Origin of the sequence: Mycobacterium timonense (assembly GCF_025821985.1) — a bacterium.
GTDB lineage: Bacteria > Actinomycetota > Actinomycetes > Mycobacteriales > Mycobacteriaceae > Mycobacterium > Mycobacterium avium.
Genome location: NZ_JACKSY010000065.1, coordinates 55330 through 68434, shown reverse-complemented (window position 1 = coordinate 68434; position 13105 = coordinate 55330). Strand labels below are relative to the sequence as shown.

The 13105-nt window shown below is 69.7% G+C and carries 15 protein-coding genes; 8 read left to right on the top strand and 7 right to left on the bottom strand.

The genetic code is table 11. From position 1 onward, the window contains the following. Positions 1-19: 19 nt before the first annotated feature. On the bottom strand, positions 20-2014 hold the full coding sequence (locus H7I87_RS16000; protein ID WP_011725553.1) for an APC family permease: 1995 nt from the start codon (positions 2012-2014) through the stop codon (positions 20-22). A gap of 127 nt (positions 2015-2141) precedes the next feature. On the opposite strand from H7I87_RS16000, the gene H7I87_RS15995 reads away from it, so the two are divergent. Continuing rightward, the gene (locus tag H7I87_RS15995) at positions 2142-2807 is read left to right on the top strand and encodes a potassium channel family protein (protein ID WP_003878611.1); all 666 of its coding nucleotides are present in this window, start codon (positions 2142-2144) and stop codon (positions 2805-2807) included. A gap of 155 nt (positions 2808-2962) precedes the next feature. Further along, the gene (locus H7I87_RS15990) at positions 2963-3619 is read left to right on the top strand and encodes a potassium channel family protein (RefSeq protein WP_003875253.1); all 657 of its coding nucleotides are present in this window, start codon (positions 2963-2965) and stop codon (positions 3617-3619) included. 11 nt (positions 3620-3630) lie between these two features. Here H7I87_RS15990 and H7I87_RS15985 read toward each other — a convergent pair whose 3' ends face one another. Both H7I87_RS15985 and H7I87_RS15980 read right to left on the bottom strand, forming a co-directional pair. Next, positions 3631-4272 carry a DUF3159 domain-containing protein gene (locus tag H7I87_RS15985; protein ID WP_033727150.1) on the bottom strand — a complete coding sequence of 214 codons (642 nt, stop codon included), beginning with the start codon at positions 4270-4272 and terminating at the stop codon, positions 3631-3633. 59 nt (positions 4273-4331) lie between these two features. Then, positions 4332-4700 carry an OB-fold nucleic acid binding domain-containing protein gene (locus tag H7I87_RS15980; RefSeq protein ID WP_003875251.1) on the bottom strand — a complete coding sequence of 123 codons (369 nt, stop codon included), beginning with the start codon at positions 4698-4700 and terminating at the stop codon, positions 4332-4334. Between the two features lie 138 nt (positions 4701-4838). On the opposite strand from H7I87_RS15980, the gene H7I87_RS15975 reads away from it, so the two are divergent. Further along, a complete protein-coding gene (locus H7I87_RS15975) occupies positions 4839-5537 on the top strand; it encodes a hypothetical protein (RefSeq protein WP_033727152.1) in 699 nt (232 codons plus the stop codon). A 15-nt stretch (positions 5538-5552) separates the two neighbouring features. On the opposite strand, the gene H7I87_RS15970 is transcribed toward H7I87_RS15975, so the two are convergent. Beyond that, on the bottom strand, positions 5553-6329 hold the full coding sequence (locus tag H7I87_RS15970) for a DUF3710 domain-containing protein (RefSeq protein ID WP_011725557.1): 777 nt from the start codon (positions 6327-6329) through the stop codon (positions 5553-5555). Positions 6330-6409: 80 nt separating this feature from the next. Beyond that, entirely contained in the window at positions 6410-6874 is a 465-nt protein-coding gene (gene dut / locus H7I87_RS15965; protein ID WP_003875248.1) for a dUTP diphosphatase, read from the bottom strand. Between the two features lie 25 nt (positions 6875-6899). Between dut and H7I87_RS15960 the strand changes: the two genes are divergently transcribed. Further along, complete coding sequence (locus H7I87_RS15960; RefSeq protein WP_003875247.1) at positions 6900-7385, top strand: DUF3093 domain-containing protein; 486 nt, start codon at positions 6900-6902, stop codon at positions 7383-7385. Between the two features lie 4 nt (positions 7386-7389). Here the strand turns inward: H7I87_RS15960 and H7I87_RS15955 are convergent, their stop codons facing one another. Continuing rightward, a complete protein-coding gene (locus H7I87_RS15955; RefSeq protein WP_003875246.1) occupies positions 7390-7692 on the bottom strand; it encodes a DUF4193 domain-containing protein in 303 nt (100 codons plus the stop codon). 177 nt (positions 7693-7869) lie between these two features. On the opposite strand from H7I87_RS15955, the gene cei reads away from it, so the two are divergent. Then, positions 7870-8538, top strand: a complete 669-nt coding sequence (gene cei / locus H7I87_RS15950) for an envelope integrity protein Cei (RefSeq protein WP_023868452.1) — start codon at positions 7870-7872, stop codon at positions 8536-8538. 5 nt (positions 8539-8543) lie between these two features. Here cei and H7I87_RS15945 read toward each other — a convergent pair whose 3' ends face one another. Continuing rightward, a complete protein-coding gene (locus H7I87_RS15945) occupies positions 8544-9419 on the bottom strand; it encodes an inositol monophosphatase family protein (RefSeq protein WP_031353900.1) in 876 nt (291 codons plus the stop codon). 104 nt (positions 9420-9523) lie between these two features. Between H7I87_RS15945 and ppgK the strand changes: the two genes are divergently transcribed. The 3 genes from ppgK to H7I87_RS15930 all read left to right on the top strand — a co-directional run bounded on the left by ppgK (position 9524) and on the right by H7I87_RS15930 (position 13067). Then, positions 9524-10330 (top strand): polyphosphate--glucose phosphotransferase, encoded by an 807-nt coding sequence (ppgK, locus tag H7I87_RS15940; RefSeq protein WP_003875243.1) that lies wholly within the window; start codon positions 9524-9526, stop codon positions 10328-10330. A gap of 177 nt (positions 10331-10507) precedes the next feature. Then, positions 10508-12037 carry an RNA polymerase sigma factor gene (locus tag H7I87_RS15935; protein WP_080708776.1) on the top strand — a complete coding sequence of 510 codons (1530 nt, stop codon included), beginning with the start codon at positions 10508-10510 and terminating at the stop codon, positions 12035-12037. 220 nt (positions 12038-12257) lie between these two features. Then, positions 12258-13067, top strand: a complete 810-nt coding sequence (locus H7I87_RS15930) for a mycofactocin-coupled SDR family oxidoreductase (protein ID WP_009977954.1) — start codon at positions 12258-12260, stop codon at positions 13065-13067. Positions 13068-13105 lie beyond the last annotated feature (38 nt).

Genomic DNA, 13105 nt, shown 5'->3' with positions numbered 1-13105 from the left:
GGGGGCGGCCCCGGGCGGGTCAATCGAAGATTCCCCGCCGGGCGTCGCCCGGGGCCATGTGCGGCTCCAGGGTCTTGCGCCGCTCCGACGAACTCAGTTGCCAGGGAACCGAAGTCACCATCACCCCCGGCATGAACAGCAGCCGCCCCTTGAGCCGCAGCGCGCTCTGGTTGTGCAGCACCTGCTCCCACCAGTGGCCGACCACGTACTCCGGAATGAACACCGTGACCACGGTGCGCGGCGACTCTTCCCTGGCCCGCTTGACGTATTCCAGTACCGGGCGGGTGATTTCGCGGTAGGGCGAGGCGATGACCTTGAGCGGGACGCTGATGTCGGCCTCCTCCCACTTGTGCACCAGATCGCGGGTTTCGGCGTCGTCGACACTGACCGTCACCGCCTCGAGCACGTCGGGCCGGGTGGCCCGGGCGTAGGCCAGCGCACGCAGCGTCGGCAGGTGCAGCTTCGACACCAGCACCACGGCGTGGTTGCGGCTGGGCAACACCACGTCGTCCTGGTCGGCGGCCTGCTCGGCCAATTCGCGGTTCACCGTGTTGTAGTGCCGGTTGATCATCTTCATGATCCCGAACAGCAAGCTCATCGCGAACAGGGCGATCCACGCCCCGGCGGCGAACTTGGTGATCAGGACCACCAGCAAAACCGCGCCGGTGGAAAGCAATCCGACGGTGTTGACCGCCCGGGAGCGCATCATCTTGCGCCGCGCGGCCGGGTCGGTCTCGGTGCGCAGCAACCTGGTCCAGTGCCGCACCATGCCGATCTGGCTCAGCGTGAACGAAATGAACACGCCGACGATGTAGAGCTGGATCAGCGCGGTGACCTCGCCGCGGAAGGCGATGATCGCCAGCAGCGCCGCCCCGGACAAAAACAGGATGCCGTTGGAGAACGCCAACCGGTCGCCGCGGGTGTGCAGTTGCCGCGGCAGGTAGCTGTGCTGCGCCAGGATCGAGCCGAGCACCGGGAACCCGTTGAACGCGGTGTTGGCGGCCAGCACCAGGATGAGCGCGGTCACGGTGGCGATCAGCAGGAACCCGATGTGGAAGCCGCCGAACACCGCCTGCGCCAGCTGGGTGACCAGGGTCTTCTGGTAGTAGCCCGGCGGCGTCCCGCTCAGCTGCGTCGCCGGGTCCTCGACGAGTTTCACCCCGATCTTCTCGGCCAGCACAATGATGCCCATTAGCAGCGTGACGGCGATGCCGCCCAGCATCAGCAGGGTCGTGGCGGCGTTGCGCGACTTGGGTTTCTGGAACGCCGGCACCCCGTTGCTGATCGCCTCGACACCGGTCAGCGCCGCGCACCCGGAGGAGAACGACCGCGCCACCAGGAACGCCAGCGCGAAGCCGACGACCTGGCCGTGCTGCGCATGCATTTCGAATCCGGCGGATTCCGCCCGCAGCGGGTTGCCCAGCACGAAGATCCGGAACAGCCCCCAGCCGATCATCGTGAGCACCCCGATGATGAACGCATACGTCGGGATCGCGAAGGCCACCCCGGACTCGCGCACCCCGCGCAGGTTCAACGCCATCACCAACAGGATGGCGGCCACACAGAAGAACACCTTGTGTTCGGCCACGATCGGGACCGCCGAGCCGATGTTGGCCATCGCCGAGGCCGTCGAAACCGCAACGGTCAGAACGTAATCCACCATCAGCGCGCTGGCCACCACCAGGCCGGCGGTCTCGCCGAGGTTGGTGGTGACCACCTCGTAGTCCCCGCCGCCGGACGGGTAGGCGTGCACGTTCTGCCGGTAGCTGGCCACCACCACCAACATCACCGCGGCCACCGCCAGGCCGATCCAGGGCGTCAGCGCGTACGCGCTCACCCCGGCCACCGACAGCATCAAAAACACCTCTTCGGGCGCATACGCCACCGAGGACAACGCGTCGGAGGCGAACACCGGCAAGGCGATCCGCTTGGGCAGCAGGGTGTGACTCAGCCGGTCGCTGCGAAACGGCCGACCGATAAGCAACCGACGAGTGGCGGTTGAAAGTTTGGACACGAGAGCCAAGAGTAAGCCCCGGCGAGTATGCCGGTAGCGTTCGTAGGCGAGAATGTTCGCCGACCGAAACGGCTTGCCGACGTGCGTTGCCGGTGACGGCGCCAGACGCGGCCGAGAGGATCTGGATGTGCGTGTAGTGGTGATGGGCTGCGGCCGGGTCGGGTCCTCGGTCGCCGACGGGCTGTCGCGCATCGGTCACGACGTCGCGGTCATCGACCGCGACAGCACCGCCTTCAACCGGCTCAGCCCCGAATACGCCGGCGAGCGGGTGCTGGGCCAGGGCTTCGACCGGGATGTGCTGCTAAGGGCCGGCATCGAGGAGGCCGACGCGTTCGCCGCGGTGTCCTCGGGCGACAACTCCAACATCATCTCGGCGCGGCTGGCCCGCGAGACGTTCGGCGTCAAGCGGGTGGTGGCCCGCATCTACGACGCCAAGCGCGCCGAGGTCTACGAGCGCCTCGGCATTCCCACCATCGCGACCGTGCCCTGGACCACCGACCGTCTGCTCAACGCGCTGCTGCGGGAGACCCAGACGGCCAAGTGGCGCGACCCGACCGGCACCGTCGCCGTGTCCGAGGTCGTGTTGCACGAGGACTGGATCGGGCACCGGGTCACCGATCTCGAGCAGGCCACCGGCGCCCGCGTCGCGTTCTTGATCCGGTTCGGGTCGGGCGTGCTGCCCGAGCCCAAGTCGGTCATCCAGGCCGGCGACCAGGTCTACGTGGCGGCGATATCGGGCCGCGCGGCCGAGGCGGCGGCCATCGCCGCGCTACCGCCGAGCGAAGACCTGTGAACCACGAGGAGCGGCGCACATGAAGACCGCCGACGACGAAGGAGCCGGCTTGCCTGGTCGGCAAGCCGGGTACGAGGAGCGGCGCACATGAAGACCGCCGACGACGAAGGAGCCGGCTTGCCCTATGGGCAAGCCGGGTACGAGGAGCGGCGCAAATGAAGGTAGCTGTCGCCGGCGCCGGCGCGGTCGGCCGCTCGGTCACCCGGGAACTTCTGGCCAATGGGCACGACGTGACCCTGATCGAACGCAACCCCGATCACGTCGACGTCGACGCCATCCCGGCCGCGCACTGGCGGCTGGGCGACGCCTGCGAGCTGAGCCTGCTGGAGTCGGTGCAGCTGCAGGAGTTCGACGTGGTGGTGGCCGCCACCGGCGACGACAAGGCCAACGTGGTGCTGAGCCTGCTGGCCAAAACCGAGTTCGCGGTGCCGCGGGTGGTGGCCCGGGTCAACGATCCGCGCAACGAATGGCTGTTCACCGACGCCTGGGGGGTGGACGTGGCGGTGTCGACGCCGCGCATGCTGGCCTCGCTCATCGAGGAGGCCGTCGCCGTCGGTGATCTGGTGCGGCTGATGGAATTCCGCAAGGGGCAGGCGAACCTGGTCGAGATCACGCTGCCCGACGACACCCCGTGGGGCGGCAAGCCGGTGCGCCGGCTGCAGCTGCCCCGCGACGCCGCGCTGGTGACCATCCTGCGCGGGCCGCGCGTGATCGTGCCCGAGGAGGACGAGCCGCTGGAAGGCGGCGACGAGCTGCTGTTCGTCGCGGTGGCCGAGGCCGAAGAGGAACTGCAGAAACTGCTGCTCGGCTAGTGGCCGCCGGATTACTCGCCGGCGGCGCCGGAGCCCAGCTCGACCGCGGCGATGGCCCGCTGCGCCGACTTGATCGCGGCGTAGGTGGCCAGCGCGGCCAGCACGGTCAGCGGCCAGCCCATCCCGATCCGCGCCGCCGCCAGCCAGCCGGTGCGGTCGGCGTCGTACAGCAGCCCCTGCACCACGAAGCGGGCGGCGAACACCAGCACCCAGCACAGCGAGGCGACGTCGAACGCGTACACGGCCCGCGGCACGCTGCGCCAGCCGTCGCCGCGCCCGCCGGCCCAGCTCCACGCGTAGCCGACCAACGGGCGGCGGATCAGCACCGACGCGGCGACCACCACCGCCCACAGCAACGACATCCAGATGCCCAGCAGGAAGTAGCCCTTGGACTCGCCCACCACGTAGGCGATCAGCGCGCACAGCGCCACACCGAAGAACCCCGAGATCGCGGGCTGCGGCGAGTCCCGGCGCACCAGGCGCCACAGCAGCACCAGCGCGGCCACCCCCAGCGCGGCCGCGATCGCCGCGACCAGGCCGGACACGCTCGACGCGATGACGAACACGACCACCGGCAGCGACGAGTAGATGACACCACTGACTCCGCCTGCCTGTGCCAGCAGACGTTCGGGATTGATGCGGTTAGTGGTCATTTGTTCCGATGAGCCCGGCTCCCCGGGGGACGGGATTGCCCCCATGTCGTCGGGGACGGTCACCGTTGAATTTCGTAGTGCGGGTTGTAGATCGCCTTGGTTCCGTTCTCCAGCTTGCCCAGCCGGCCGCGCACCCGCAAGGTGCGGCCCGAGTCGATGCCCGGGATGCGGCGCTGGCCCAGCCACACCAGGGTGACGGTGTCGCTGCCGTCGAACAGCTCGGCGCGCACGCCGCCGGCGCAGGCCCGGCCGTTACATTCCACGCTGCGCAGCGTGCCGACCATGGTGACCTCCTGGCCACGCTCGCAGTCGATCGCACGTTGCGCGCCGGTGCTGGCGACCTCGTCGGACAGTTCCTCGGAGTCGCGTTGCTCCGGATCCTCCGTCAACCGTCGGGTGAGCCGGCGCAGATACCCTTGGGCCCCCATGGCCACTCCTGACAATGCTGATAAGCCTCGACGCTTCCATTTATGCCAACGGACACCGTAGACCTCTTGGTTCCCCCGCGCCAACCGACTCAAACACCCCGGTTGGAGCCCCGGTGAACGCCGGGGCACTATCAAGGGGTGGTGGTCGATCTGCGCGGTGTCAGGGCCGTGTTGTTGCCCGGCACCGGCTCCGACGACGACTACGTTCACCGGGCATTCTCGGGTCCGCTCGCCGGGGTGGGCGCGGTGCTGGTGGCCCCGCCGCCGCGGCCCGACCGGTTGGTGGCGGGCTATCTGGAGGCGCTGGACGACGCGGCGCGCCGAGGACCGATCGCGGTCGGCGGCGTGTCGATCGGCGCGGCCGTGGCGGCCGCGTGGGCGCTGGCCCATCCCGATCGGGCGGTCGCGGTGCTGGCCGCGCTGCCGGCCTGGGCCGGGGCCCCCGAGGAGGCGCCGGCCGCGCTGGCGGCGCGCTATTCGGCCGCCCGGTTGCGCGCCGACGGGCTGGCGGCGACGACGATCCAGATGCGCGCGTCCAGCCCGGCGTGGCTGGCCGACGAGCTGACCCGCTCGTGGGGCGCGCAGTGGCCGCACCTGCCCGACGCCATGGAAGAGGCGGCCGGCTACGTGGCGCCGAGCCGCGATGAGCTGGCCGGGTTGACCGCGCCGCTGGCGGTGGCGGCCGCGCTCGACGACCCGATTCACCCGCTGCAGGCGGGCCGGGACTGGGTGGCCGCCGCGCCGCGGGCGGCGCTGCGCACGGTGACGCTGGATCAGATCGGCGCCGACCCCACCGCCTTGGGCGCGGCCTGCCTGGCCGCGCTGGCCGAGCTGTAGTCCCGAGCGGCCGAGTCAGCCGCCGGTGGTGGTGCGCAGCTGTTGCATGGCCGACCCGTCGGCGCTGCGCCGCGCGGCCGGCTCGTTGCCCGGCGACTGCTGGGACTGGGCTTGCTGCGCGGCGGCCTGCTGCGCGGCCGCGGCCTCCCGCAGCTGCTGGGCCATCGGCTCGGGCAGCTGCACCGGCAGCGGCGTGCGCACCGGAAGGGGGGTGTCGCCGCGGCGAACGACGGTGTCCGCCAACGCCGCTCGCGCTTCCTGCTCGAGCGCCTCCATCGTCTCGTGGGTGCCGTTGACGACGCAGCGGATCATCCACCGGTAGCCGTCGACGCCGATGAAGCGCACCACGCCGGCGGCGGTGCCGACCACCTCCCGCCCCCAGGGCCCGTCCTGGATGCTGACCTTGGCCGAGTCGTTGCGCAGCGACTCGGCCAGCTCGGCGGCCACCTCGCGCCACAGCCCGCCGGTCTTGGGCGCCGCGTAGGCCGCGATGGTGAAACGGCCGTTGGCTGTGACGACCCAAACCGCGCTCGGCACACCGGTTTCGGTCAACTCCACCTGCAGTTGGCCGGCCTCCGGCATCGGGATCAGCACCGAGCCCAGGTCCAGCCGGGCCAGCTCCGCCACGGCGGGGTCGTCGAAATCGTCGATGTCGAACGGACCCTCGAGCTCGTCGGCGGCCTGCTCGTCCGCGTCGTCGTGCGCCACCACCGGGTCGGGTTCGGGGATCTCCGCGCCGACCGGGGTGTCCTCGTCGTCGCCCCTGCGGGCGCGCCTACCGAATACAGCCATCAGCGCCGCTCTTCCCCGGGTGGGGTGCCCACCTCATCGCGCCTCATCGCGCCTCCTCGTGAAATCCTCGCCGGCGCGCATCACAGACTCGCGTGTCCGCCGGAGGAACCGTGGCCGCCGTCGCCCCGGGACGTGCCGGCCAGACCGGCCTCGTCGAACGACGACACCTCGACCAGCTCCACCAACTCGACGCGCTGCACCAGCAGCTGGGCGATGCGGTCGCCGCGGTGCACCACGATCGGCTCGGCCGGGTCCAGGTTGATCAGCGCCACCTTGATCTCGCCGCGGTAGCCCGCGTCGATGGTACCCGGGCTGTTGACGATCGAAAGTCCAACGCGCGCAGCAAGTCCCGACCGCGGATGCACCAGGCCCACCATGCCGAACGGGATGGCGACCGCCACCCCGGTGCGCACCAGGGCGCGCCGGCCGGGTTCCAGCCGGACGTCTTCGGCGCTGTAGAGGTCGACGCCCGCGTCGCCTTCGTGGGCGCGGCTGGGCAGCGGAAGCCCGGGGTCGAGACGGACGATGGCCAGACTGGTCGACACGGGGCCACAGACTACCCTTGACCGCGTGTCCGATACCCGCGTCGCGCCGCACAACGTGCGATATCGCGAACGATTGTGGGTGCCCTGGTGGTGGTGGCCGCCGGCGTTCGCGCTGGCCGGCATCATCGCGTTCGAGTTCAACATGGGCGTCACCCGCCAGTCCTCGTGGTGGCCGTACGCGGCGCTGTTCGCGGTGGCCGCCGCGGCGCTGCTGTGGCTGGGCCGCATCGAGGTCCGGGTCACCGCCGACCCCGCCGCGCCCGGCGAGGTGGAACTGTGGGCCGGCCCGGCGCACCTGCCGGTCACCGCGATCGCCCGCTCCGCGCCGGTGGCGCCGTCGGCGAAATCCGCCGCCCTGGGCCGTCAGCTCGACCCGGCCGCCTACGTGCTGCACCGGGCGTGGGTGGGACCGATGATCCTGGTGGTACTCGACGATCCGGACGATCCGACGCCGTACTGGTTGGTGAGCTGCCGTCACCCGGAGCGGGTGCTGTCGGCATTACGCGGCTGACCGATCAGGCCGCGCAGTCGGTACAGATCATCACGCCGTTCTTCTCGCTGGCCAGCCGACTGCGGTGTTGCACCAAAAAGCAGCTCGAGCAGGTGAATTCGTCAGCCTGCTTCGGGATGACGCGCACCGAGAGCTCTTCCCCCGAGAGGTCGGCGCCGGGCAGTTCGAAAGATTCAGCGGATTCAGATTCGTCGACGTCGACGACGGACGAAGCCGCCTCGTTCCGTCGCGCTTTGAGCTCCTCCAGCGAGTCCTCCGAGACGTCATCGGTCTCGGTACGCCGTGGAGCGTCATAGTCGGTAGGCATTCTTTCCCCTCACATGCCCTCGTTATCCAAGCATCGCTTTGTACCAGCGTCGAACGCATCCACCAAACGATTCGTGCCCGGATCGCGGCCCCTTAAGGTGTGATTTACCTCACACCCCTATTTTTACCCTTGCGCTCGCTTCTGAACAGGGGTTTGGCGTGCGACTAGAGTGCAGCTGTGGTCACACAAATCACCGAGGGTACCGCTTTTGACAAGCACGGCCGGCCATTCCGCCGGCGCAACCCCCGGCCGGCGATCGTGGTGGTGAGCCTGCTCGCGGTGGCCACCGCCGTCATCTGGACGGTGGCGCTGACGCGGCCCGCCAAGGTGCACGAGGCCGCGGTGTGCAATCCCCCGCCCAAGTCGACCGGGCCGGCGGGGTCGACGGGTTCGGCGCCGGCCCAGCTCGGTGAGCAGGTGTCGCGCAGCGCCATGATGGACGTGACGCCCGCCAAGCTCGCCGACACCAAGGTCCGCGTGCTCAACGCCAGCGGCCGCGGCGGGCAGGCCGGCGACGTCGCCGGGGCGATGAAAGACCTCGGCTTCGCCCAGCCCACCGCCGCCAACGACCCGCTGTACGCGGGCACCCGGCTCACCTGCCAGGGCCAGATCCGGTTCGGCACCGCCGGGCAGGCCACCGCCGCGGCGGTGTGGCTGGTGGCGCCGTGCACCGAACTGTTCAACGATAACCGCGCCGACGACTCCGTCGACCTCGCGCTGGGCACCGACTTCACCGCGCTGGCCCACAACGACGACATCGACGCGGTGCTGGCCACCCTGCGGCCCGGGGCTACCGAACCCTCGGATCCCACGCTGCTGGCCAAGATTCACGCCAGCAGCTGCTGAGCCGTTCAGTCCAGGATCGGGTCCAGGCCGTCGAAGCGTTCCAGGACGGCCAGCAGCTCGTCGGCGATCCCGGGCGCGGCGGCCAGCACCAACCCGGCCCCGTCGCCGTCGGGCGCCGGCAGCACCACCCGGGCGCCGGCCTCCGCGGCGATCAGCGCGCCCGCGGCGCGGTCCCACACTTTCAAACCGTGCTCGTAATAGGCGTCCAGCCGGCCCGCGGCGACCATGCACAGATCCAGCGCCGCCGAGCCGATCCGCCGCACGTCGCGGACCACCGGCAGCATCCGTGCCAACAGCGCCGCCTGCGCCGCGCGCCGTTGTCGCGCATAGCCAAAACCGGTGCCCAGCAACGCCATCGACACATCGTCGACCGCCGCGCACTGCAGCGGTTGCCTGCCTGCGCCGTCGCTGACATGGGCGCCGAGACCGGCGGCCGCCGAGTACACCCGGTCGCCGACCACGTCGGCGACCGCCCCGGCCACCGACTCGCCATCGACCTGAGCGCCGACCGAGACCGCATAGGCGGGGATGCCGTACACGAAATTCACCGTGCCGTCGATGGGGTCGAGCACCCAGGTGACCGTCCCGTCCCCAGGGGGCGACGGCTCGGCGGGCCCCCCGCCCTCCTCGCCGAGAATCGGTTCGCCGGGCCGTAATTGGGCCAACCGGTCCCGCAGCAGCCGTTCCGTCTCGGTGTCCACCACGGTCACTGGGTCGGTCGGCGTGCTCTTGGATCGCACCGCGCCGCCGTCGGGGGCGGACGCCCCGCCGGGCTCGGTGCCGAACACCTCGGCGCGCCGGCGCCGGACAAACGCGGCCGCCTCGGCGGCCAGGGTCTCGGCCATCGAACGCAGCCGCACGAGCTCGTCATCGGAGGGCATCACCGGTCCATCGCATCACAGTCGCCGCCGCCGCGCAGACGCCGCGGACCGCGCGGTCGCGGCGTTAAGGTGGGCGGACAGCCCAGTGACGCCGAGGAGATTCGATGACCAGCACCGACTCGACCGCGCACACCCCCGCCGCCCCGGCCGCCGGCCCGCCGCCGCGGCGCGGCTTCGGCGTCGACGTCGGCGGCAGCGGCATCAAGGGCGGCATCGTCGACATGGACACCGGGCTGCTGATCGGCGAGCGGGTCAAGCTGCTGACCCCGCAACCGGCGACACCGTCGGCCGTCGCCAAGACCATCGCCGCGGTGGTCGACGCCTTCGAATGGACCGGGCCGCTGGGCGTCACCTATCCAGGGGTGGTCACCCACGGCGTCGTGCAGACCGCGGCCAACGTGGACAAGGCGTGGATCGGCACCAACGCGCGCGACATCATCAGCGCCGAACTGAACGGCCAGGAGGTCACCGTCCTCAACGACGCCGACGCCGCCGGGCTGGCCGAGGAGCACTACGGGGCAGGCCGGAACCAGTCGGGGCTGGTGGTGTTGCTGACGTTCGGCACCGGAATCGGCTCGGCGGTCATTCACAACGGCACCCTGATACCCAACACCGAGCTCGGGCACCTGGAGGTGGGCGGCAAGGAGGCCGAGCAGCGCGCGGCGTCCTCGGTGAAGGAACGCCACGGCTGGTCCTATGAGAAGTGGGCCAAACAGGTGACCCGGGTGCTGGTGAGCATCGAGAACGCGCTGTGGCCGGACCTGTTCATCGCCGGCGGCGGGATCAGCCGCAAGGCCGACAAATGGCTGCCGCTGCTAGAAAACCGCACCCCGGTGGTCGCCGCGGCCCTGCTCAACACCGCCGGGATCGTCGGCGCGGCCATGGCCGCGACCTCGGACGTCACCCACTGATTTTTGGCCGGCACAGCCGTAGTACCGCGCACTGTCGTTACAATGGTGCTCGGCGAACGCCCAACCGCCAGCGTGCGACTGGTCACGCTGATACCAACGCCGACATCGACATAGCAGACACTTTCGGTTAACCATGCCCACTACCCACCGAAAGTGAGCCCAAACGAAGGGGTGTAAGTGGCAGCGACCAAAGCAAGCCCGGCGACGGATGGGCCGGTGAAACGCACCGCCACGAAGTCTCCGTCGTCCCCCGCCAAGCGGCCGGCGGCCAAGGCCGCCAACGGCTCCGCGCCCGCCAAGCGGGCCACCAAGACCGCATCGCGGTCCGCCAAGTCCGAGGCCGGCGCGGCCGCCGAACCCGCCAAGAAGACCCGCTCGTCGGCCAAGGGTGCCGACGCCAAGGCGCCGTCGGCGCGCGGGACGAAGGCGGCCAAGGGCGGCCCGGCCGACCCCGACGCCCTCGACACCGACGGCGCCGTCGAGGATCTCGACACCGAACCCGACCTCGAGGGCGAGCCCGGCGAGGACCTCGACATCGACACCGACCTGAACCTCGACGACCTCGAGGAGGACGTGGCGGCCGACGACACCGACATCGAGCCCGGTGACGCCGAGGAAGGCGAGGACGAGGAAGCCGCCGCCCCCAAGGCGGCCGGCGCCACGGCCGCCGACGAGGACGACGAGATCGCCGAGCCGTCCGAAAAGGACAAGGCCTCCGGCGATTTCGTCTGGGACGAGGACGAATCCGAGGCGTTGCGGCAGGCCCGCAAGGACGCCGAGCTGACCGCGTCGGCCGACTCGGTGCGCGCCTACCTCAAGCAGATCGGTAAGGTCGCGCTGCTCAACGCCGAGGAAGAGGTCGAGCTGGCCAAGCGGATCGAGGCCGGCCTGTACGCCACCCAGCTGATGTCGGAGATGGCCGAGCGCGGCGAGAAGCTGCCCGCCGCCCAGCGCCGCGACATGATGTGGATCTGCCGCGACGGCGACCGCGCGAAAAACCATCTGCTGGAAGCGAATCTGCGGTTGGTGGTGTCGCTGGCCAAGCGCTACACAGGCCGCGGGATGGCGTTCCTCGATTTGATCCAGGAGGGCAACCTGGGCCTGATCCGTGCGGTCGAGAAGTTCGACTACACCAAGGGCTACAAGTTCTCCACCTACGCGACGTGGTGGATCCGCCAGGCCATCACCCGCGCCATGGCCGACCAGGCCCGCACCATCCGCATCCCGGTGCACATGGTCGAGGTGATCAACAAGCTGGGCCGCATCCAGCGCGAGCTGCTGCAGGACCTGGGCCGCGAGCCCACGCCCGAGGAGCTGGCCAAGGAAATGGACATCACGCCCGAAAAGGTGCTCGAGATCCAGCAATACGCCCGCGAGCCGATCTCGCTGGACCAGACGATCGGCGACGAGGGCGATTCCCAGCTGGGCGATTTCATCGAGGACAGCGAGGCCGTGGTGGCCGTCGACGCGGTGTCGTTCACGCTGCTGCAGGACCAGCTGCAGTCGGTGCTGGAGACGCTGTCGGAGCGCGAGGCCGGCGTGGTGCGGCTGCGGTTCGGCCTGACCGACGGCCAGCCCCGCACCCTGGACGAGATCGGCCAGGTCTACGGGGTGACCCGCGAGCGCATCCGCCAGATCGAGTCCAAGACGATGTCAAAGTTGCGCCACCCCAGCCGCTCCCAGGTATTGCGCGACTACCTGGATTGAGATTCAGCACCAGAACACCCGCAGGCGTCACGGCCCAGGCGTTGCCGTCGTCCTGAGGGGCCGAACGGCCAGTCGGTCAAGATCGCGATTCGCGGGTTCCGCGACCGTCAATCGGCGGATACTCAGCTAACCCAGCTACGGCGGTTCGAGCAGTTGAGGAGCTGCGATGCCACCCAGCTGAGAGACGCATCGTCGAGGCTGGGCCGATCGGAGGGTTGTCATGGGTCTGCTTGACGACAAGGTCGCCTTCGTGACCGGTGCGGCGCGCGGTCAAGGCCGCAGCCACGCGGTGCGGCTGGCGCGCGAGGGTGTATCGGTGATCGCGGTCGACATTTGCGACGAGGTATCGCCAGACAACGCCTATCCGCCTGCCACCGAAGCGGATCTCAAGGAGACCGCCGGTCTGCTCGAGCGGGAGGGGAGGCCGTTCGTCGTCGACACGGCGGACGTGCGCGATCTCAAGGCCCTCGAACGAATCGTGACCGAGGGCGTCGAGCGTCTCGGCGGCCGACTGGATGTCGTAGTTGCCAATGCCGGGATCGCCAACTGGGCTCGGTTGTGGGAGATGTCTGAAGAGCAGTGGCTGACGATGCTGGACGTGAACCTGTCGGGTGTCTGGCGAACAATGAAAGCCACTGTTCCGCATATGATCTCGGCTGGCAACGGTGGATCGATTGTCTTGATCAGCTCGGTCGCAGGGATCAAGTCGCTGCCTGGGCAGGCCCACTACAGTGCGGCCAAGCACGGGGTTGTGGGGCTCACCAAGTCGGCGGCCATCGAGCTAGGCGAATACGGAATTCGCGTGAACTCCGTTCACCCGTGGGGTGTGGCGACACCGATGGGCGTACCGCCGACAGAGTTCCTGACCGAGCATCCGAATTATGTCGTGTCGTTCGGCAGTGTGCTGCCGCCCTATGCTGTGGCCGAGCCGGATGACATCTCCGATGCGGTCCTCTGGCTCGCTTCGGACCTGGCCCGAACGGTGACAGGCACGCAGCTCACTGTCGACATGGGTGCCACCAAGGTCTAATTGGAGCGCACACATCCCCAGAATGGTTGGCGCGCAAG

What these genes read in the sequence shown, in the direction of transcription:
- H7I87_RS15990 (WP_003875253.1), top strand. Translation starts at nt 2,963, where the DNA reads ATGAAGGTAGCTGTCGCCGGCGCCGGCGCGGTCGGCCGCTCGGTCACC.
- H7I87_RS15985 (WP_033727150.1), bottom strand. Translation starts at nt 4,272, where the DNA reads ATGACCACTAACCGCATCAATCCCGAACGTCTGCTGGCACAGGCAGGC.
- H7I87_RS15980 (WP_003875251.1), bottom strand. Translation starts at nt 4,700, where the DNA reads ATGGGGGCCCAAGGGTATCTGCGCCGGCTCACCCGACGGTTGACGGAG.
- H7I87_RS15970 (WP_011725557.1), bottom strand. Translation starts at nt 6,329, where the DNA reads ATGGCTGTATTCGGTAGGCGCGCCCGCAGGGGCGACGACGAGGACACC.
- H7I87_RS15955 (WP_003875246.1), bottom strand. Translation starts at nt 7,692, where the DNA reads ATGCCTACCGACTATGACGCTCCACGGCGTACCGAGACCGATGACGTC.
- H7I87_RS15945 (WP_031353900.1), bottom strand. Translation starts at nt 9,419, where the DNA reads ATGCCCTCCGATGACGAGCTCGTGCGGCTGCGTTCGATGGCCGAGACC.
- ppgK (WP_003875243.1), top strand. Translation starts at nt 9,524, where the DNA reads ATGACCAGCACCGACTCGACCGCGCACACCCCCGCCGCCCCGGCCGCC.
- H7I87_RS15930 (WP_009977954.1), top strand. Translation starts at nt 12,258, where the DNA reads ATGGGTCTGCTTGACGACAAGGTCGCCTTCGTGACCGGTGCGGCGCGC.